The 19,090-nt window shown below is 41.8% G+C and carries 18 protein-coding genes; 6 read left to right on the top strand and 12 right to left on the bottom strand.

What is annotated here, in order from left to right; translation table 11 throughout:
• Positions 1–615: 615 nt before the first annotated feature.
• From F9Y84_RS07945 to seqA, 6 genes are all read right to left on the bottom strand, one after another.
• Entirely contained in the window at positions 616–2,187 is a 1,572-nt protein-coding gene (locus tag F9Y84_RS07945; RefSeq protein WP_147389695.1) for a dihydrolipoyllysine-residue acetyltransferase, read from the bottom strand.
• Between the two features lie 9 nt (positions 2,188–2,196).
• Positions 2,197–3,174 carry an alpha-ketoacid dehydrogenase subunit beta gene (locus F9Y84_RS07940; RefSeq protein ID WP_125251407.1) on the bottom strand — a complete coding sequence of 326 codons (978 nt, stop codon included), beginning with the start codon at positions 3,172–3,174 and terminating at the stop codon, positions 2,197–2,199.
• Complete coding sequence (locus F9Y84_RS07935; RefSeq protein ID WP_125251408.1) at positions 3,174–4,391, bottom strand: thiamine pyrophosphate-dependent dehydrogenase E1 component subunit alpha; 1,218 nt, start codon at positions 4,389–4,391, stop codon at positions 3,174–3,176. Before F9Y84_RS07935 ends, F9Y84_RS07940 begins: the two co-directional genes overlap by 1 nt.
• A 351-nt stretch (positions 4,392–4,742) precedes the next feature.
• Positions 4,743–5,777 carry a succinylglutamate desuccinylase gene (gene astE, locus F9Y84_RS07930; protein ID WP_147389693.1) on the bottom strand — a complete coding sequence of 345 codons (1,035 nt, stop codon included), beginning with the start codon at positions 5,775–5,777 and terminating at the stop codon, positions 4,743–4,745.
• Between the two features lie 82 nt (positions 5,778–5,859).
• Entirely contained in the window at positions 5,860–7,497 is a 1,638-nt protein-coding gene (gene pgm / locus F9Y84_RS07925) for a phosphoglucomutase (alpha-D-glucose-1,6-bisphosphate-dependent) (protein WP_147389691.1), read from the bottom strand.
• A gap of 13 nt (positions 7,498–7,510) precedes the next feature.
• Entirely contained in the window at positions 7,511–8,059 is a 549-nt protein-coding gene (seqA, locus tag F9Y84_RS07920; RefSeq protein WP_147389689.1) for a replication initiation negative regulator SeqA, read from the bottom strand.
• Between the two features lie 136 nt (positions 8,060–8,195).
• Here seqA and F9Y84_RS07915 point away from each other — a divergent pair, with 136 nt between their 5' ends.
• The 5 genes from F9Y84_RS07915 (at position 8,196) to fur (ending at position 10,640) form a co-directional block, all read left to right on the top strand.
• Positions 8,196–8,963 (top strand): alpha/beta fold hydrolase, encoded by a 768-nt coding sequence (locus F9Y84_RS07915; RefSeq protein ID WP_147389687.1) that lies wholly within the window; start codon positions 8,196–8,198, stop codon positions 8,961–8,963.
• An 86-nt stretch (positions 8,964–9,049) separates the two neighbouring features.
• Complete coding sequence (locus tag F9Y84_RS07910) at positions 9,050–9,271, top strand: DUF2788 domain-containing protein (protein ID WP_010372701.1); 222 nt, start codon at positions 9,050–9,052, stop codon at positions 9,269–9,271.
• Entirely contained in the window at positions 9,271–9,549 is a 279-nt protein-coding gene (gene ybfE / locus F9Y84_RS07905; protein WP_010372698.1) for a LexA regulated protein, read from the top strand. Before F9Y84_RS07910 ends, ybfE begins: the two co-directional genes overlap by 1 nt.
• A gap of 14 nt (positions 9,550–9,563) precedes the next feature.
• Entirely contained in the window at positions 9,564–10,091 is a 528-nt protein-coding gene (fldA, locus tag F9Y84_RS07900; RefSeq protein ID WP_125251413.1) for a flavodoxin FldA, read from the top strand.
• 102 nt (positions 10,092–10,193) lie between these two features.
• On the top strand, positions 10,194–10,640 hold the full coding sequence (fur, locus tag F9Y84_RS07895; protein ID WP_125251414.1) for a ferric iron uptake transcriptional regulator: 447 nt from the start codon (positions 10,194–10,196) through the stop codon (positions 10,638–10,640).
• Between the two features lie 253 nt (positions 10,641–10,893).
• Here the strand turns inward: fur and F9Y84_RS07890 are convergent, their stop codons facing one another.
• The gene (locus F9Y84_RS07890; protein ID WP_147390562.1) at positions 10,894–12,723 is read right to left on the bottom strand and encodes a protein kinase domain-containing protein; all 1,830 of its coding nucleotides are present in this window, start codon (positions 12,721–12,723) and stop codon (positions 10,894–10,896) included.
• A gap of 58 nt (positions 12,724–12,781) precedes the next feature.
• Positions 12,782–14,446, bottom strand: coding sequence for a glutamine--tRNA ligase (gene glnS, locus F9Y84_RS07885; protein ID WP_147390561.1), 1,665 nt, complete (start codon positions 14,444–14,446; stop codon positions 12,782–12,784).
• Positions 14,447–14,693: 247 nt separating this feature from the next.
• Here glnS and F9Y84_RS07880 point away from each other — a divergent pair, with 247 nt between their 5' ends.
• The gene (locus tag F9Y84_RS07880) at positions 14,694–15,764 is read left to right on the top strand and encodes a DUF3083 family protein (protein WP_128729675.1); all 1,071 of its coding nucleotides are present in this window, start codon (positions 14,694–14,696) and stop codon (positions 15,762–15,764) included.
• 43 nt (positions 15,765–15,807) lie between these two features.
• Here F9Y84_RS07880 and F9Y84_RS07875 read toward each other — a convergent pair whose 3' ends face one another.
• The 4 genes from F9Y84_RS07875 to F9Y84_RS07860 all read right to left on the bottom strand — a co-directional run bounded on the left by F9Y84_RS07875 (position 15,808) and on the right by F9Y84_RS07860 (position 18,938).
• Positions 15,808–16,662, bottom strand: coding sequence for a pirin family protein (locus tag F9Y84_RS07875; RefSeq protein ID WP_147390560.1), 855 nt, complete (start codon positions 16,660–16,662; stop codon positions 15,808–15,810).
• Between the two features lie 92 nt (positions 16,663–16,754).
• Positions 16,755–17,162, bottom strand: coding sequence for a fosfomycin resistance glutathione transferase (fos, locus tag F9Y84_RS07870; RefSeq protein ID WP_128729676.1), 408 nt, complete (start codon positions 17,160–17,162; stop codon positions 16,755–16,757).
• Between the two features lie 100 nt (positions 17,163–17,262).
• Complete coding sequence (locus F9Y84_RS07865; protein WP_147390559.1) at positions 17,263–18,189, bottom strand: electron transfer flavoprotein subunit alpha/FixB family protein; 927 nt, start codon at positions 18,187–18,189, stop codon at positions 17,263–17,265.
• Positions 18,186–18,938: an electron transfer flavoprotein subunit beta/FixA family protein gene (locus tag F9Y84_RS07860; RefSeq protein WP_147390558.1), complete on the bottom strand. Its 753-nt coding sequence runs from the start codon at positions 18,936–18,938 to the stop codon at positions 18,186–18,188. Before F9Y84_RS07860 ends, F9Y84_RS07865 begins: the two co-directional genes overlap by 4 nt.
• Positions 18,939–19,090 lie beyond the last annotated feature (152 nt).

Genomic DNA, 19,090 nt, shown 5'->3' with positions numbered 1-19,090 from the left:
TAAAAATGTAAAAATTAACAAACTGTCAAATTTGTAGAGCTAGCTATAGAAGTGCTTAATTATGAATGATAATTTTGGCTGATTAAGACATAGCCAGACCTTAAACCTATTCGGTAAAATCTAAACAAGTTGAAATATGGATTAAACTCTATTTTATGAGATATAGAAATTGTTTTATTTTTAGAAACAATCTACTTCACACTGTTCTCGATAAAAAGTTTCCAATGGATCACTAAAAATTTTCTACTGCAAATTTTTCACTCGAACTAAACCGCTAGTAAACGATTGAGTAACGGGCTGAGATATATAATCGCGCTCGGGGTGACTCTATCTGATATAATTCATGAGTATTGAAACTGCACAGGCTGCGAGCCAACTTCAGACTAACTTAGCGCCGAAGAAGGCAGTTATAACTGACAGAAACATCGATACTGCGGGCGCTTATGGAGGTTAATATCCGCTTGTTTTTATAGCTTATCTTTTATGACGTGAGAATTACTTACCGGTATATGATGACAGTTTATACTTTCTAGAGCTACAAATGATCAACCGATAGCCAATAAAAAAGGGTCATAATGACCCTTTGCAACAAGTAGAAACTAGCAAAAACAAAGATCAGCGCATTGCCATCATCATTTTAGCTGGCTCCTCTAGGAAGGACTTCCACAAATTATTGAATCGCGCAATTGTACCACCATCAATAATACGGTGGTCACCAGACCAACTTACCTGCATAATTGAACGTGCAACCACATTCCCTTTGGCATCAAAGCGCGGTAGCTGCTGAACCTTACCAAGTGCAACAATAGCAACTTCAGGTTTATTAATAATAGGTGTCGCGACCGTACCACCAATTGCGCCTATGTTAGAGATAGAGATAGTACCGCCTTTAAGTGAATCAGGAGATACCCGCCCTTCCCTAGCCGCCTCAGTCAACTCAGTAACTGATTGGGCGACGTCCACAATAGACTTGTTTTGGCATGATTTAATATTCGGCACCAATAAACCCAGTTTACTATCTACAGCCATACCAATATTGTGGTCATCGAAGTAAGTTACTTCGGTGCAATCATCATTTACTTTTGCATTTAAGATAGGGAACTCGTTGATTGCAAGTGATAACGCCTTGATAAAAAATGGCATCATCGTCAGCTTGATACCTTGTTTAGCATATTGCTCTTTTAAGGTTCCACGCAGTGCAATTAAATCCGTCAGATCAATCTCATCACAATATGTAAAATGCGGGATAGTCGATACCGAAGCCACCATCTGTTTTGCCATTGCGGCTTTCATACCGCGCAGAGGTTCAACTCTTGTTCCACCTTCTGAGGTAGACAGCAGCTTTGGCGTTTCAACTGGTGCTGCTTTACTTGACTCAGATTTGGCCGTATCAAGATTAACGCCGTGCTCAAGGAAATGCTCGATGTCCTCTTTGTATACACGACCGTTTTTACCAGAACCGGGCACTTCACACAGGTCAACGCCTACTTCACGTGCCTTTCGGCGCACTGCTGGCGAAGCAATCGCTTTACCATTTTTTGGAAGACTTCGCATCGCATCACCAGTTACCGTCGCAGATTGCTCTTTGCTTTCTTTGGGCTTGTGGATGTCCGCCACTGGATCATCTGATTTTCCAGCATGTGATGATGCCAACCTCATCTGAAATAATGGGCTATGTACCTGTGCAATCTCACCTTTTTGGTAATGTAACTTTTCCACAATACCGTCGTATTTTGCAGGGATTTGCACCAGTGCTTTGTCCGTCATCACGTCGCAAACGGCTTGGTCTTCTTTGATTTCATCGCCCTCGGCGACAAGCCATTCAACAATCTCGCACTCAACGATTCCCTCACCAATATCTGGTAGAATAAAATCCTCTAATACTGAGTTTGTTGAAGTGCCTGATGAAGACTGAGGTGCCGACTGCTCCGCTGGTGATGTTTGCTCGCCAGCAACGTCCATTGCAAACAAAGGTTCGTGCACTTTCGCAATTTCGCCTTTTTCGTAATGTAGCTTTGTGATCACACCATCATGTACCGCTGGGATCTGCACTAGTGCCTTGTCAGTCATGACATCACAAATTGGTTGATCTTCTTTTACCTCGTCACCAACAGCCACTAACCATTCAACGATTTCGCACTCTACAATGCCTTCACCAATATCGGGTAAGATAAATTCTTTAGCCATAACTTATCCTTAAAACTCCATAGAACGTTTAATAGCAGCAAACACTTTAAGTGCATCTGGCACATATTCTTTTTCCAGTGCTAAAGGATATGGCGTATCTAATCCACAAACCCGCTCAATTGGCGACTCTAAATGTAAAAAACACTCTTTTTGAATGGTAGCCGCGATTTCTGCACCAAAACCATTAGTAATTGGCGCTTCGTGGCTCACAACTAAACGGCCGGTTTTGATCACTGATTTTGCTACCGTCTCAACATCCCAAGGAAGAATGCTTCTTAAGTCGATTATTTCACAGCTAATACCTGCCTCTGCTGCTTTTTGCGCTGCTTGTTCGATGATCTCCATTTGCGCACCCCAAGCAAGAAGCGTAATATCCGATCCTTCCTCTATGACTTCCGCCTTGCCAAGCTCAATGCTGTAATCTTCTTCTGGAACTTCACCAACAGACGCTCGATACAAGCGCTTCGGCTCAAAGAAAATAACCGGGTTATCGTCTTTAATCGCAGCACGTAGTAAGCCTTTAGCTTGGTAAGGGTTACGAGGCACGACAATCTTAAGACCAGGTGTATGGGCAAAATAAGCTTCTGGTGATTGTGAGTGATATAAGCCACCTGCAATTCCGCCACCGTATGGCGTGCGAACCGTTAGGTTACCTACATTGAACTCATTACCTGAGCGGTAACGGAATTTTGCAGACTCGTTTACTATCTGATCAAACGCAGGAAAGATATAATCAGCAAACTGGATCTCAGCAAGTGCAGGAGCACCAAATGCCGCTAGGCCATTGGCAAAGCCCAAAATACCTTGTTCGGTCAACGGCGTATTAAAAACACGGTGCTTACCATACTTTTCTTGTAGACCAGAAGTTGCACGAAATACACCGCCAAAGTAGCCAACATCTTCACCAAAAATACAAGCCTGTGGGTGCTCTGCCATGGTGATATCTAACGCCGAATTAATGGCGTGTAACATGTTCATTTTAGCCATTATTTTATTCTCCCTGCGGTAACTGGATATGCGTCAGGATAGGTTTTAATATGTGCCTTCAATTCTTCATATTGTTTTTGTAATGATGGAATTGGGGTGTCATAGACATCAGAAACCAAATCTTCTAGCGCAGGTTTTTGTACTTTTTCTGCTACCTTTAACGCTGCTAGAATATCTTCGCGGATCTTTTCTTTTTCGAGATCATCCTGCGCTTCATCCAGCCAGTCTTGCTTTAGGAGCCATTGCTTAAACCGATTTACCGGACAGCTGTTTTTAAACTCAGCTTCTTCATCTTTTGTACGATAACCAGAAGGATCATCAGAAGTAGAATGAGCACCCAAACGATATGCGATAGATTCGATCATCACAGGCTCACCATTTTCTACAGCAATTTTACGCGCGGCTTGTGTCGCAGCATATACTGCAAGAGCGTCAGCACCATCTACTCGAATCGTTTTAATTCCATATCCAACACCACGAGCAGCGATACCGTCGCCTTTAAATTGTTCATCCGCTGGTGTGGAGATAGCATAGCCGTTGTTGCGAGCATAAAAAATGACGGGTGAGCCATGCACAGCCGCCATATTTAGACCTGCGTGAAAATCGCCTTCAGACGCGGCTCCTTCGCCAAAGTAGCAAATAGTAACGTTTTCTATTTCAGACGTTAACTCCCCGGTCTCTTTATCAATATGCTTCAGCTTTTGGCCATAAGCATAACCGGTAGCCTGCGGGATCTGGGTACCTAAAGGCGATGAGATTGTCAAATAATGCAATGCCTTGGATCCGTAGTGCACAGGCATTTGACGACCTTTACCTAAATCTTTCTCATTGGAGAATAGCTGATTCATGAACTCTTCTAATGAAAAACCACGATAATGGATTGCGGCTTGTTCACGGTATTGAGCCATGATCATGTCATCTTCTTTTAGCGCTGCGGCACTTGCCGTAACGGCTGCTTCTTCGCCAAGACACTGCATATAGAAGCTAATACGCCCTTGACGCTGAGCACCTTGCATACGCTCGTCAAGTAAACGAATAAAACGCATTGTGGAATATATTCTTAATGCCGTTTCTTTATCAATTTCTGGTGCTGTTGCACCGTCTAAAACATCGCCTTGGTCACTTAAAATCTTTAATGTAGGGATATTGAGTGCATGACCATCTATAAATTCCAGCGCATGGCTGATATTTAAGGATATATTATTGGGGTTAGTCATAACCTACCTTCTCTTGTTGTCATAACAAACTTACTGAGCTCAACCCCTGCCCCCTCACATACAACCAGAGTACAGCTGATGTAAGACGAAAAGAGCCATAACTCACCTCGCATTTATGATTGTGTTAATTGGTCTTAATGACTTTTGTGGTTAGCGTGAGTAACTGGTCTAACAACTTATCAAAGACTGAATAATATTTGCGATTTAAGTAAGTAAATTAAATTAAAGCTATTCAACTTTACGTTAACGTAAACGGTTATTCAACTAATCCTAGATGAATAACCGCCAAAATACATCAATGTTTTTGGAAAGATTTCGATACGATGGAAGGCTTATTTTTACATTATTGATTTATATAAAGTTTTCATCCACTTCTAATGGTACTACCGTTAATAATGCACGTTGACCCAGTGCAACATTGGCATTAGGGAAGATAATTGCCTCACCGTCGACCTCTGCAAAGTATTGTTGATCTCCGTCAGTAGCCAATAGTTCGCCTTTCGCAAATCCAGTAAAATTCACCGCAGAATCAGAGAATGGGAAAGAAAATTCAGGCTGTGTCCGATTGATAGTACGGTGTACCATAAATAACTCAAACTCATCTGCATTAAATTCTTTATATTCTACATTTTTTTGGCTAATTAATGCTTTTAGCGTTTCTTTGGTTTTTGCAAAGCTCGCCATATTATTTTCACCAAATGGTTTTACCTGCCCAAGTTCGATGGTAAATGCGTCGGCCCCAAACTGGTAAGAAGAAAAGTAACTAAATGTCGTTGCCGCCGAGCGCATCATTAACACGGTGTTGACACCGCATGACAATAAAAATTGCAGCTGTGATTTCTTCCACGGCTTACCATGTAAGAAGGGGTATACTGCAAACTTTTCGTTTTTCGAACCCCGAATAGCAGTATGAAGATCGTAATGACATCGGTAGCGCTCGCTTCCACCTTTTTCAAAGAAGGCTCGAACGTATCCCTCTAGTTTTTGCGCTCTAACCTTTTCGGGGTTATCTGTTTCTTGATTATGTGCGCCGTTAAATAAGCGGTTTAAATTCTCATCGACAAAGCGCTGGCCAATGTTTATGGATTTCGGGTTACCGAAAATAAACAGCACACGCTGCGCTAACGTCAGCTTACCAGTGATAATATGTTGGATAAGCTCGTCACATATCTCTATCGGTGCTGTTTCGTTTCCGTGCACAGCGCTAGACAGTACGATGTCTTTTGTCGTTTCACCCACTGGAGTAAACTGGATCACACCGGTATCGAGCACTTCAACTAAGGTGCCATTGTTTAATGTGAAACTGACAGGTTCTAGAGTAAATTCGTTATTTCTTGTGAGTGTAAGAAAGTCACCGTTTTGTTTTAATTCTGCTAAGTACGTCATAATTCCAAATTGATCTTGTTGAGTAGCCCTTACTGGGATACAAAAAAGCCATACAAACTGTATGGCTTTAGAAGTTTTATTATTAACTAATTACCGAATCCACAAGCGCTTTTGCCGCTTGCTCCAACTCAGCAAGGTGTGAATCACCTTTAAATGATTCAAGATAAATCTTGTAAATATCTTCAGTGCCCGATGGCCGCGCCGCAAACCAGCCGTTTTCGGTGACGACTTTTAGACCACCAATCGCAGCACCATTACCAGGTGCATTAGTTAACACCTGAGTAATCTTATCACCTGCTAACGTATCTGCTTTGATGTTATCTGCGCTCAATCCCTTTAACTTTGCTTTTTGCTCACTGCTCGCTGGTGCATCAATGCGCTTATACACCGGCGCGCCAAATGCTTGCTCAAATGCCAAATAATGCTCAGATGGTGATTTTCCGGTTACGGCTAAAATTTCCGCCGCGAGTAACCCCATGATAAAGCCATCTTTGTCTGTACACCAAGTAGTACCATCTTTTCTCAGAAAAGCAGCGCCTGCACTCTCTTCACCACCAAACGCTAGTTCCCCTGTTGCAAGCCCACTTACAAACCACTTAAACCCAACAGGCACTTCGTAAACTTCACGACCATTTGCACCACACACTTTGTCAATCATGGCGCTAGATACCAAAGTTTTGCCAATTTTTATCGAGCTATTCCAAGTTCTGTGCTTGATCAGATAATCAATTGCCACCGCTAAAAAGTGGTTTGGGTTCATCAGACCATCTGGCGTGACAATACCATGCCTGTCGAAGTCTGGATCGTTACCAATACCAATATCATAGTCATCTTTTAACGCTATCAAATTGGCCATCGCATAGGGTGATGAGCAGTCCATACGCACTTTGCCGTCTTTATCAAGAGGCATAAATGCGAAACTGGGGTCAACTACATTATTTACTACGCTAAGATTCAACCCGTAGTGCTTAGCAATCACCGGCCAAAAATTAATGCCTGAGCCGCCAAGTGGATCTACACCTATATTGACTCCTGCCTTGGCTATCGCCTCCATATCAATAATATTGCCTAAGTCCGCAACATAGGGGGTGATCAAATCTTCATATTTTATAAACCCTGAACGCTTGGCCTTTGCAAACGGAAATAACTCTACTTCAACCAGGTCTTCTTGTAATAATTGATTTGCTCTATCTTCAATCCACTTTGTGACATCGGTGTCTGCTGGGCCACCATTCGGTGGATTGTACTTAAAGCCTCCATCTTCTGGCGGATTATGTGATGGCGTCACGACAATACCATCAGCAAGCTCATGAGGGTGTGTTAAGTTGTGCGATACAATTGCATGGCTGATAACAGGAGTCGGGGTATAATCATCATTTTCTTGCGTGATCACCTGCACTTCATTTGCCACTAACACTTCGATAGCCGAATTAAAAGCAGCTTCCGATAAAGCATGTGTGTCTTTACCTAAAAACAGTGGGCCAAAGATATTGTTATTTTTACGGAAGTCACAAATAGCTTGAGTCACGGCTAGAATGTGTGACTCATTAAATTTGAAATGAAGTGAACAACCTCGGTGGCCACTGGTGCCAAAAGCAACACAATGCTCCGGATGTATTTCTAAATCAGGTTCATTCAAATAGTATGAAGAAACCAGCTTAGGAATATTAACTAACTGCTCTTGCGTTACCTTCTTACCTGCTTGCGGATGGATCGCCATAAGATTTCCTTACTTATAGGTAGTCTCTGATTTTTTCGGCAGCTTCATCTGTGTAACCTAACACCTTAGCTACTTCATGAAGCATCATTTTCTTTCTCGTTGTATTCGAGTTTGTCATTACCCAGTATTCACTATCAACAATATTTTTTGGATTCATACTGCTGCCGCTTTCAAGCAAAGCCTCTTTACTGGTTGCAAAATAAATCCGATCTCGACCTTTAATTTCGAGCACGTTGTTAAACTCAGATTTGTGGGTGCGATGTAGCGCTGAAAGTATAAATAAAAAGCGCCCTACAACTCCCTTTTGCATCGCTAATTCTTCTTTATTTAGAATATTAAAGACATTTGCAGCTGGTTTTGCAGGCTGGCTTTGCACTTTTGGTTGAGCCTCTTTTTCTGCTGTTTGAGCCTGCTCTTCTTCCTGCTGTAAGTTGGGTTTGGATTCTGTCCCAGAATTAAGTTTTAATAAACGACGTAAGATTTGCGAAGCACTTTCTCCAATACTTTGAGTATTACTTGCAATGTATTGATATAGCTCGTCATCTATTTCTATCTTTTTCATGCGTTTCCTGTCATCTATGCTAATTAGGAGCAACTCATTTCAATTGTCACGTAGTATATCCAAATTTAGCTTATTACTCTATGGCTTTGCATTTTTCCTCTTCAATGTCACAATTACCCGCAAATTTGGAGGAAGCATGCTGGTAAACTACCAACAAACTGGTGACGCAACAAACCCTGCCGTTATCATTATACATGGGCTGTTTGGGTCCCTTGAAAATTTAAACGTCGTCGCAAGAGCACTCGCATCGAATTTTAATGTGATCAATGTCGATTTGCGAAATCATGGCCGGTCATTTCACGATGTTGATATGTCCTATCCTGTGATGGCCAATGACATCAAAATACTGCTTGATGAGTTAAAGCTAGACAAAGTACATCTCGTTGGTCACTCTATGGGGGGAAAAGTCGCCATGCAGTTTGCACAGTTATTTGCTGAGCAAGTTGATAAATTGGTTGTTTTAGACATCGCCCCTGTAGCTTATCACTCTCGACATGATGCAATTATTGCCGCATTAAATGAAGTACAACAACGCCAAGTATCTAGCCGCAGCGAAGCAGATGGCATTATGTCTACCTATATAGACACCCCAGGCGTACGTCAGTTCTTGCTCAAAAGCTTAGCTAAAAATGAAGCTGGACAGCTTGCATGGCGCTTTAATTTAGATGTAATTACCGAAAAGTACGACACAATAACAGACAACATTAATGAATCTCATTCTTGTTTGTGCGATACTTTGTTTATCAAAGGGAATAATTCAGATTATATCCTTCCAGAACATAAAGATAGCATCGCGCGTCTATTTCCTAACGCCCGAGCAAAAATAATACAAGGTGCAGGCCACTGGCTACATGCAGAAAAACCAGATGCGGTAAATCGTTCAATTATTGATTTTATTCAATAAAACAAATCGATTTGCCGTTATAAACTTAATTTATGCATGTAGATTGTGATATAGTAGCCGCCGTTTAAATATTGAGTAGAGCTCAGATGGTCAGTCAATTTATAAATGAATTTGAAACGCTAGGGCTATGGTTTGCGCTAGCAGGTATATTCTTTTTCATCGGTATGGCAATTCAAGACGTACTGAAAAAAGGCGATGTACCAAAGTTCGGACGTTATATTGTATGGCTCGTACTGTTTCTAGGCTGTTCAGGTTTTATCGCTAAAGGTCTGATCCAAGTATTTTGGCAAGGCGCAGGTGTGGGATAATGGCCAAAGCGGAGACAGATAGAACGACCATTGACTTATTTGAAAATGAAAAACGTCCCGGGCGTCCGAAGACAAACCCGCTTCCTCGAGAAGTGCAGTTAAAGGTTAACAAGCGCAATCAAATAAAAAGAGATCGTGCTCGTGGTCTAAAAAGAGTAGAATTTAAGGTTTCATCAGAGTTATATCAAGCGCTAAGTGATATGGCTGAGTCGCAAAACATTAGTCGAAGTGCACTCATAGAGACCATCTTACAAGAAAAGTTAGCGGTTAATAGATAGAAGGTAAGCAATTAATGGCAAGCGTAGGTATTTTTTTCGGCAGCGATACTGGTAACACTGAACACGTTGCTAAAATGATTCAAAAAGAGCTGGGCAAAAAACTGGTAGACGTAAAGGACATTGCAAAGAGCAGTAAAGAGGAAATTGCTGAATTTGATTTACTCCTTTTTGGGATCCCGACTTGGTACTACGGTGAAGCACAGTGTGATTGGGATGACTTTTTCCCTGAGTTAGAAGAAATTGATTTTGAAGGTAAGCTAGTCGCTATCTTCGGTTGTGGTGATCAGGAAGATTATGCCGAGTACTTCCTTGATGCAATGGGTATGATCAACGACATCGTTTCCGAGCGTGGCGCTATTGTGATTGGCCATTGGTCAACTGACGGCTACGATTTTGAAGCATCTAAAGCTGTTGTAGAAGACGGTAAATTTGTTGGCCTTGGTATTGATGAAGATCGTCAGCCTGAGTTGACAGAGCAGCGTGTTAAACAATGGTGTGCGCAAGTATACGATGAAATGTGCCTAAGCGAGTTGGAAGATTAATCCATTTGCTTTGCACTTGTTGCCCTAGCAAGTTATTCTTAGGTTTAGCGTCGTGAATATTGACCTAAGACAAATTATAACCAACAGATTGAGACAGATTTAATGACTGATCACAACTTAGAGCTTAAAAAGGCTGGTTTAAAAGTAACACTGCCACGTATCAAGATTTTAGAAATCCTTCAATCTCCTGATAATCAACATATCAGTGCAGAGGATGTATATAAAATCCTTTTAGATAAAGGTGAAGAAATTGGACTCGCTACAGTATATCGAGTATTAAACCAATTTGATGATGCTGGGATTGTCACACGCCACCACTTTGAAGGCGGTAAATCTGTATTCGAACTTTCTGGTAGCACACACCATGACCATTTGGTATGTTTAAAATGCGGCAAAGTTGTTGAGTTTGAAGATGACGTCATCGAAACAAGACAAGAAGAAATTGCCAGCGATAATGGTATTAAACTTACCAACCACTCACTTTATTTGTATGGTGAATGTGAAGATAAAGAAGCTTGTAAGAAATACGCAGAAGAAAATGGTAATTAACCAAATCTTTTGCCTCTTTAAGCAATAGGCCAGCGTTAAGCTGGCTTTTTTGTATTCAAAATTGATTTTCTTGTGTAGAGGAAATTAATACCAATTATCTTAATTGAGTGGTCTATATTGAGGCGAGAAAACCTTGTCGATAACTCCGCTAACGCGACCTGTTAGCGTCAGATTTACTCCTTCAAATTGAGCAAGTATTAAGTCTAATTGGTATAACGTGTAGCATCAGTTCGTTTAACTATACCAATTAGTATTACACGCTTGATGACATAAATGCTTTTGGGTTTTTTGGAAAAAAGCTATCAGGTTGGCGCTCGCATAAGTCAAACTCACGTGTGTTCTTGTAAGGAAGCTTCATAAAGCCCGCTACACCATAATCTTGAATGCTAACAGCGTACTGCATGATCCGAGTCAATAACGATTTAAACTGTGCTTCTTTATTGGCGTCAAGTAGTCGGTAGTAATAGTGAATTTTCATCCTATCTTGTAAAGATTCAAAAATGATGCAACCAGTATGGTGAATTTGATTGAGTTCGAACACACATTGGATGATCTGTTTTGGAAGCTGAAGCTGCTCATCAGGGTCTTTACCGTCTTCAAAATAGGAGTGTGGCCGTGTAATTTCATTACTTGATATGTCACTGACACTATATTCGAGCTCAGGAAGTTGTTCAAATTGAAAAGCACTAGTGCCGTCACGAGTCAATTGAATAGTTTGACGCGCGTCGAACAAGCAGCATTTAAACAAACCTTTTTGTTTTATCCCCTGTGCAATCATTACGGCGGCGTTCAACGCGTCTTTAAATGCCAGATTCAATGTTTCATCGTGTAAAATCAGGCTTGACTCGACAAATACTTGAGTATCTTTCCAGTGAAAACTCAAGCCACCTACTACAGGATATTTTGCCAAACGGCTGATAGACGCCAAAAACGCTTTCTCGGTGTCGCCGGTATCAAATAAAAACTCTTTATAGTATCTGTCGAGCTGCGCATCATTTACATCTCTTAGATTGTGCTTATCGTCAGCACGGCGCAAAAACTGCTTTCGGGAGCTATATACTACCGTTTCTGGCTTTACTTCAGCCTCATGTGTCCAAAATGGGATGCGAGATTTTTTTTCTGAAAGGATTAACTCTGGCAGATACATTTTCGCCATTGCGGGCATGTTACGCACAAAGTAATCCCCTGCACTGTCTCTCGTTGCTTTGTCTTTGCTAAGCATGCCATCCAGCACTTGGGCAAATACCTTGGGAAGCCCCAGAGCGCTGGCTGGGAGTACCTTTGCGCCAAACCGACATGATTGTGCACTTGCCAGCGCATAAATTGTTGATGCTACTCCTTGCTCATCAAAGCGTGGCGAAGACTGCGCCCCTGACATTTGCTCATCACCAATAAAATACACATCTCCCATCCTAGCATTGGTTGTGCTCACATCAGATGACATCAAGTCCATGATATTACTCGCGATAGGCTCACCGAAAATATCGACTTGCGCATAAACCGAGCTACCCCAATCAACTAAGGAGAAATTATCTGTCGCCTCATCCCAAACAATATTAGATGGTTTTATATCTCCGTGTACAATAGGCTGAGGAGACATGCCATTGCGGCGCTCACGTAGGTCAACCAATACGTTTCTCAGTTTCAAAGCAAGACTTACTAATTCATGCGCTTGAAAGCGGCCTTTCCTGAGCGAGATTTTCTCTAAATCTTCTCCTGGCGCACGCTCCATCATTAAAATACCTTGCTTTTTTGCTCGCTCAAACGCATAAAACTTAGGGATCATTGGATTGTCAAGTTGCGACAACATGTAACCTTCGTCTTCAAGCCTGTCGCGAACACTTTGGGCAAGTGTGATCCGAGAAAATTTAAACACCCACTCCTTGCCAATATCACTTGTACCTGCGAATACAAAACCAAATGCACCAGATCCAATCACCTCAACGTTTTTATAGCCAAGTAGACTCAGTTGCTTCTTACAAATATTAAGCCACTGACGGTGTTTTTTTGCGTCAATATGAGACAGTAGATAAATAGACTGTTGCTCATTGATATAAAAGTGCTGGATGGATTTTTCAGACATAATATCGGATAACGAAAAGGCTATAAAAAAGGCCGACATAAGTCGACCTCATCAAGAGTTAACCTTGCTGTTCTATCTTAGCCCACGAATCACGCAGACCAACAGTTTGGTTAAACATCAGCGCTTCTGACTTATTGTCACGGCAGAAGTAACCTAAGCGCTCAAACTGATAACCTTGCTCTGGTTTTGCGTTTGCAAGTGCAGGCTCTAGTTTAGCATTAGCAATAGTCACCAAAGAGTCTGGATTTAATACTTCCGTAAAATCATCAGCTGCAGCTGGGTTTGGTACCGTAAACAAACGGTCATACTGACGCACTGGCGCTTCGATACAATGTGAAGCAGATACCCAGTGAATTACGCCTTTCACCTTACGACCATCTTCCGGGTTTTTACCTAAAGTATCAGGGTCATAGCTACAGTAAATTGTCGTAATATTACCGTTTTCGTCTTCTTCTATGCGTTCAGCTTTAATCACATAAGCGTTACGAAGACGTACTTCTTTACCTAGCACCAAACGTTTGAACTTTTTATTCGCTTCTACGCGGAAATCTTCTTGTTCAATATAGATTTCGCGCGTAAACGGCAACTCACGCTCGCCCATCTCTAATGTAGGATGATTAGGCGCTCGAAGCATTTCAACTTTATCTGCGTCAAAATTTTCAATCACTAACTTAACAGGGTCAAGTACCGCCATAGCACGTGGTGCATTTTCGTTTAGGTCGTCACGAATACACGCTTCAAGCATACCCATTTCAACCATGTTGTCCATTTTGGTTACACCAATGCGCTTACAAAATTCACGAATAGCGGCAGGTGTATAACCACGACGACGAAGACCTGCAATCGTCGGCATACGTGGGTCATCCCACCCTTCAACATGATTATTTACAACTAGATCATTAAGCTTACGCTTTGACATTACTGTATATTCGAGGTTTAAGCGAGAAAACTCAATTTGCTGCGGGTGACACTCGATGCTGATGTTATCCAATACCCAGTCGTACAAACGGCGGTTATCTTGGAATTCTAGTGTACATAGTGAATGCGTGATCCCTTCAAGCGCATCGGAAATACAGTGCGTAAAGTCATACATTGGATAAATGCACCACTTATCACCAGTTTGATGGTGGTGGGCAAAACGTACTCGGTAAATAATCGGGTCGCGAAGCACCATGAATGAGCTTGCCATGTCAATTTTAGCGCGCAGTACACATTCACCCTCTTTAAACTCGCCATTTCTCATTTTTTCAAATAAGGCTAAGTTTTCTTCCGGTGACGTATCACGATAAGGGCTATTTTTACCCGGCTCAGTTAACGTTCCACGATATTCACGCGCTTGCTCGGGAGATAAAAAACAAACATACGCTTTACCGTTTTCAATTAGCTCTACGGCGTAGCTGTACAACTTGTCGAAATAGTTTGATGAATAACAAATCTCACCATCCCACTCAAAGCCAAGCCACTGAACATCCTCTTGAATAGATTTAACGTAGTTGATGTCTTCTTTTTCTGGATTGGTATCATCAAAACGTAGGTTACACTTACCTTGATAATCTTGGGCAATACCAAAATTTAAGCAAATTGATTTTGCATGACCAATATGCAAAAAGCCATTTGGCTCAGGTGGAAAACGTGTGTGCGTAGACGCATGTTTGCCACTGGCAAGATCCGCATCAATAATGTTGCGAATAAAGTTTGATGGGCGATTTTCAGTTTCCGCCATAGGAAATCTTTCCTCTGAATTATGCTCTAAGTTAACCTCGGCATTATTACAAAAACTTAGCCGAACTTACAGCAATTATCTGCGCTGTATCAGGATTTATTCATTAGGTTAAGTATTAATCAGCTTTTTGTGACAAATTTTGTTCTAGCGCAATATTTCCTTCACAACTTCATCCTATAGTTGCGCCATTAAAGTACTCAACCACCGAGTATTGCTTAAATTACGTTACCTAGGAAAGGACAAAGTAATGGCTTCAATGAATCTAAATCGTGTTTACATCTCAACTAAAGCTAGAAACAACCAATATATTCTTGCCGAGTTTAAGCCGGATGATGAATTTTATGCGTGTTTTGACTCTGTTGCAGCATGTTACGAGCGCTTATCTCGCCAATTATTTGCACTGTGTGATGAATATGAATTACATAATGTTCATGTTATCGCCAATGACAAGTTACCGGTCGTTCGATATCATGATGAAGCCTACACCATGCAAACCGACAAACAAATTTTGTTTTTTTATAACCCTAAATTTCATGAAGCGCACCAAACCTATCTCGGTGATGGTTATCAAGCACGCAAAATTCGCTTGCTATTTTTAGCCACAGGTAATGAATTACGTGCCAATGCAGCACACTTTCATAACAAAGTAAAAAAAGTACTGGATGCGCTTAAAGACGGCTTCTCTTCTGTAGAGCCACAGTTTAGAGTGCGAGACCATCAACACTTGACCTACGACGTATTTGCAAAAGCAAAGGGTGACAAGGAGTCTTATGGCTATAAGCTAAGAGCCTTGTACCCACGTTATCAAGCTCGGCACTGTGCCTTGCCTGATGTACACAGTGAAATGACTTATGTAACGTTTAATATTCCTGTGTCTCGTGCAATCAAAACTGAATTTCAAAGCCAGATGCGCTCAGGTGATTACGGACAATTCTACCGCACACTTGAAGATGCGTTTTTATCTGCCTGCGCGGACAAACAGCTCAATATGGTAGCCATGGTAGCAGATGGGCGTTTACCGATTGTTAGAAGTGCAAAAATCGATAAGTCCGATACTAACCGAGAACTGCAAAAGTTAAGCTTTAATACCAGCTCAGATGATCACCAAATTTATTCACTATTTGATGAAACACACCTGGTAGATACTCTGCGTTTTGTTATTGTCGCCAATGACAAGGATAAAAAAGACATGGGCTATGGCCGTTTTATGAATCACGTAGAGACTGCAATAAAACGCTTCGTCGCTCAACTACCCATCAATATCGAGAAACAAGATGTCAATGTGCGTTTCTTTCAACACATAAGTTACGACTACTAAGTGCAACGTTCGGGCGCTCACCTTCTTGGTGCTGCGCTCCTTGCTAAGGCAGTGAAATATGTTCGAGCTTATCTTCAGGGATCGTAGCAAATCTCCCTCCTCGCCAATCTTGTTTGGCTTGCTCAATACGCGCTTTGCTAAATGATACAAAATTCCAATCTATATACGGCGTTTTCGAAAAAGCTTGTCCTCCGAGTAATATCACACGACTGTTTTTACTAAAGTGTAATTTTATATCGTCCCCTTCAAGTAATATAAACGATTGTGATCCATAAGATGTATTTGACACCTCTACTTCACCATAGATCACATATATGCCGATTTCTTGTGATTGATTTGGTCTTTCAAGATAACTGCCAGCCTTTGCCATCACATCTACGTAAAACATTGGAGAAAACGTTGGTACAGGCGCATGCAATCCATAAGCACTCCCTATAATGACTCTTGTCATCACTCCATCGAGTTGTCTTGTTGGTAGCTGCATTCGATTGACATGTGAAAAACTCGGCTCAATTTCAGCATAATCTTCAGGAAGCGCGACCCAACATTGCAAACCATGGATAGCATGGGGTTGCGCTTTGGTTTCAAACGACTCTCTCTCCGAGTGCGCAATGCCACGCCCTGCCACCATCCAATTTACATCCCCAGGATGGATCTCAAGTTGATTCCCAAGAGAGTCACGATGGAGCAAGTTACCTTCAAACAAATAAGTGAGGGTTGCAAGCCCAATATGCGGATGCGGCCTTACATCGATACCATCACCAATACTGAATTTGCCGGGTCCCATTTGATCAAAAAAGATAAAAGGACCTACCATGCGTTTGGCGCGCTGCGGAAGTACGCGGTTTACTGCAAGACCACCGATATCATGTGCTTTGCCATTTAGTTGAATTGCCATTACTTTGCTCCATCATGTTTTGTTTTATTATGGAGCTCAGTAACCAGAAGTAAAATGCGCAATTAAAGATACAAGCATTCTAGAAAATAGAATCACACCGCTTTATGCCAAGTGAGGCCTGAATATGGTTGCTGCTGCAAACTTTTTAACCGACTTTGCAAACTACCACTATGGATCTCAAGTTTGTGATGATCTGGGTCGAAAAAATACAAAGAATCTCCCTCACTGCTGTTTTCTTTCCACACCCCAACCCCGTTTTCTAATATCGTTTTAGAAAAAGCCGTAAAGTCTTCAGCGGTAATGTTAAACGCTATATGGCTATAATCTGAGCTCGGAGCGGGCTCTCCCAAAGATAAACAAAGCCATACATCACCGAGACTTAAATACGCGCCTTTATCCCAAGATACCCATAGTTCAAACCCTAACAAGCCAGAATAAAAATCTACTGATGTCTTGAGGTTAGATACAGCTATTGTTATGTGATTTAAGCCTGTTAGCATGTCCATCTCCCTACAAATGAAAAAAGCCGCGACCAAAGGTACAACGGCTTTAACAACCAGAATTATTTTTCTTGATGTAGGCTAGCTACAAAAAGAAGCGTTACAGCGCCTGCTCAAGCTCAGGTAACGCATCAAAAAGATCCGCAACCAGACCGTAGTCAGCCACTTGAAAAATCGGGGCTTCTGGATCTTTGTTGATAGCAACAATGACCTTAGAATCTTTCATACCAGCAAGATGCTGAATTGCGCCACTGATCCCAACTGCAATATATAAGTTAGGCGCCACAATCTTACCGGTTTGGCCAACTTGCATATCATTAGGCACAAAGCCCGCATCAACAGCAGCACGCGATGCACCAATCGCAGCCCCTAGTTTGTCAGCAATACCATTTAGCAAAGCAAAGTTTTCACCGTTTTGCATACCACGGCCGCCTGAAATAACAACCGGTGCCGCAGTTAATTCAGGGCGCTCAGATTCAGTTTGTTCAATGCTCACAAACTCACTCACTTGAGAGGCAATACTTTGCGAGCGCGCTTCAATGTCACATGCAGCTTGCGTATCAGCGGCATCAAATGCTGATGCGCGTACAGTAATGACTTTTTGCGAGTCTAGTGATTTCACGGTCGCAATTGCATTACCCGCATAAATTGGACGCTTAAAAGTATCAGCATCAATTACATCGATAATTTCAGAGATCTGCGATTTGTCTAATAACGCCGCAACACGTGGCGCGATATTTTTACCTGTGGTAGAAGCTGAAAACAAAATGTGTGAAAAGTCACTTGCTAACTCAACAACCAACTCAGATGTATTTTCTGCCAATTGGTGTGCGAATGACGCATCGTCAACTGCTACTACTTTCTGTACACCTGCAATCTGAGCTGAGTGATCCGCAGCCTCGGCAATGTTGTGACCTGCAACTAATACGGTAACGTGGCTTGCGATTTTTGTTGCAGCAGCAACCACCTTAGCGGTTTCCGGTTTTAGTACACCACTTTCGTGCTCAGCAATAACTAATACGCTCATGAGATCACCTTTGCTTCTGTTTTTAACTTGTTTACTAGCTCTTCAACACTCTCAACCATCACGCCACCAGAGCGCTTGGCTGGCTCTTCAACTTTTACCAGCTCAATACGGGGAGCTAAATCAACGCCTAATGAATCCGCAGTGATTACATCTAGTGGTTTACGCTTAGCTTTCATAATATTTGGCAGTGAAGCATAACGCGGTTCATTCAAACGCAAGTCTGTTGTCACCACAGCTGGAAGTGATAGCGACACTGTTTGCAACCCGCCATCAACTTCACGCGTCACTTGCAACTTATTGCCGTCAACTACAACTTTAGAGGCAAAAGTGCCCTGAGCACGCTTAGTCAACGCCGCAAGCATTTGTCCCGTTTGATTGTTGTCTGAATCAATAGACTGTTTGCCTAGAATAACCAATTCTGGGCTCTCTTGTTCGACGATTTTGGCTAGCAGTTTTGCGACGTGCAAAGATTCAAGTTTTGCATCTGACTCAATATGAATTGCTTTATCCGCACCGAGGGCAAGTGCTGTTCTTAGCTGTTCTTGGCAAGCTTTGTCACCGATAGATACCGCTATAACTTCAGTTGCGGTTCCTGCTTCTTTTAAGCGCACAGCTTCTTCAACTGCAATTTCACAAAACGGGTTGATTGCCATTTTTACGTTGCTCAAATCAACATCACTGTTGTCAGGTTTGACTCTTGCCTTTACGTTGTAATCAATCACGCGTTTGATTGGCACAAGTACTTTCATGGTTACTCCATCATCTGGTTATTCTCTAAGCTGACGTATACGTCAACAAATTATTTTACTGGATTCAGACTACTTCCTGTTGACGTAAACGTCAACCTCAAATAACCTTAGTTTAACGAAATTCAAACTAAAGCCTCTCTTTAGTTAATCTA

It is taken from the genome of Pseudoalteromonas peptidolytica (assembly GCF_012641745.1).
Classification (GTDB): Bacteria; Pseudomonadota; Gammaproteobacteria; order Enterobacterales; family Alteromonadaceae; genus Pseudoalteromonas; species Pseudoalteromonas peptidolytica.
This window is presented reverse-complemented; position numbering and strand designations above follow the sequence as displayed.

What these genes read in the sequence shown, in the direction of transcription:
- F9Y84_RS07935 (WP_125251408.1), bottom strand. Translation starts at nt 4,391, where the DNA reads ATGACTAACCCCAATAATATATCCTTAAATATCAGCCATGCGCTGGAA.
- seqA (WP_147389689.1), bottom strand. Translation starts at nt 8,059, where the DNA reads ATGAAAAAGATAGAAATAGATGACGAGCTATATCAATACATTGCAAGT.
- F9Y84_RS07940 (WP_125251407.1), bottom strand. Translation starts at nt 3,174, where the DNA reads ATGGCTAAAATGAACATGTTACACGCCATTAATTCGGCGTTAGATATC.
- astE (WP_147389693.1), bottom strand. Translation starts at nt 5,777, where the DNA reads ATGACGTACTTAGCAGAATTAAAACAAAACGGTGACTTTCTTACACTC.
- fldA (WP_125251413.1), top strand. Translation starts at nt 9,564, where the DNA reads ATGGCAAGCGTAGGTATTTTTTTCGGCAGCGATACTGGTAACACTGAA.
- F9Y84_RS07915 (WP_147389687.1), top strand. Translation starts at nt 8,196, where the DNA reads ATGCTGGTAAACTACCAACAAACTGGTGACGCAACAAACCCTGCCGTT.
- pgm (WP_147389691.1), bottom strand. Translation starts at nt 7,497, where the DNA reads ATGGCGATCCATCCGCAAGCAGGTAAGAAGGTAACGCAAGAGCAGTTA.
- fos (WP_128729676.1), bottom strand. Translation starts at nt 17,162, where the DNA reads ATGCTAACAGGCTTAAATCACATAACAATAGCTGTATCTAACCTCAAG.
- F9Y84_RS07890 (WP_147390562.1), bottom strand. Translation starts at nt 12,723, where the DNA reads ATGTCTGAAAAATCCATCCAGCACTTTTATATCAATGAGCAACAGTCT.
- F9Y84_RS07880 (WP_128729675.1), top strand. Translation starts at nt 14,694, where the DNA reads ATGGCTTCAATGAATCTAAATCGTGTTTACATCTCAACTAAAGCTAGA.
- F9Y84_RS07945 (WP_147389695.1), bottom strand. Translation starts at nt 2,187, where the DNA reads ATGGCTAAAGAATTTATCTTACCCGATATTGGTGAAGGCATTGTAGAG.
- ybfE (WP_010372698.1), top strand. Translation starts at nt 9,271, where the DNA reads ATGGCCAAAGCGGAGACAGATAGAACGACCATTGACTTATTTGAAAAT.
- F9Y84_RS07875 (WP_147390560.1), bottom strand. Translation starts at nt 16,662, where the DNA reads ATGGCAATTCAACTAAATGGCAAAGCACATGATATCGGTGGTCTTGCA.
- F9Y84_RS07860 (WP_147390558.1), bottom strand. Translation starts at nt 18,938, where the DNA reads ATGAAAGTACTTGTGCCAATCAAACGCGTGATTGATTACAACGTAAAG.
- fur (WP_125251414.1), top strand. Translation starts at nt 10,194, where the DNA reads ATGACTGATCACAACTTAGAGCTTAAAAAGGCTGGTTTAAAAGTAACA.
- F9Y84_RS07865 (WP_147390559.1), bottom strand. Translation starts at nt 18,189, where the DNA reads ATGAGCGTATTAGTTATTGCTGAGCACGAAAGTGGTGTACTAAAACCG.
- glnS (WP_147390561.1), bottom strand. Translation starts at nt 14,446, where the DNA reads ATGGCGGAAACTGAAAATCGCCCATCAAACTTTATTCGCAACATTATT.
- F9Y84_RS07910 (WP_010372701.1), top strand. Translation starts at nt 9,050, where the DNA reads ATGGTCAGTCAATTTATAAATGAATTTGAAACGCTAGGGCTATGGTTT.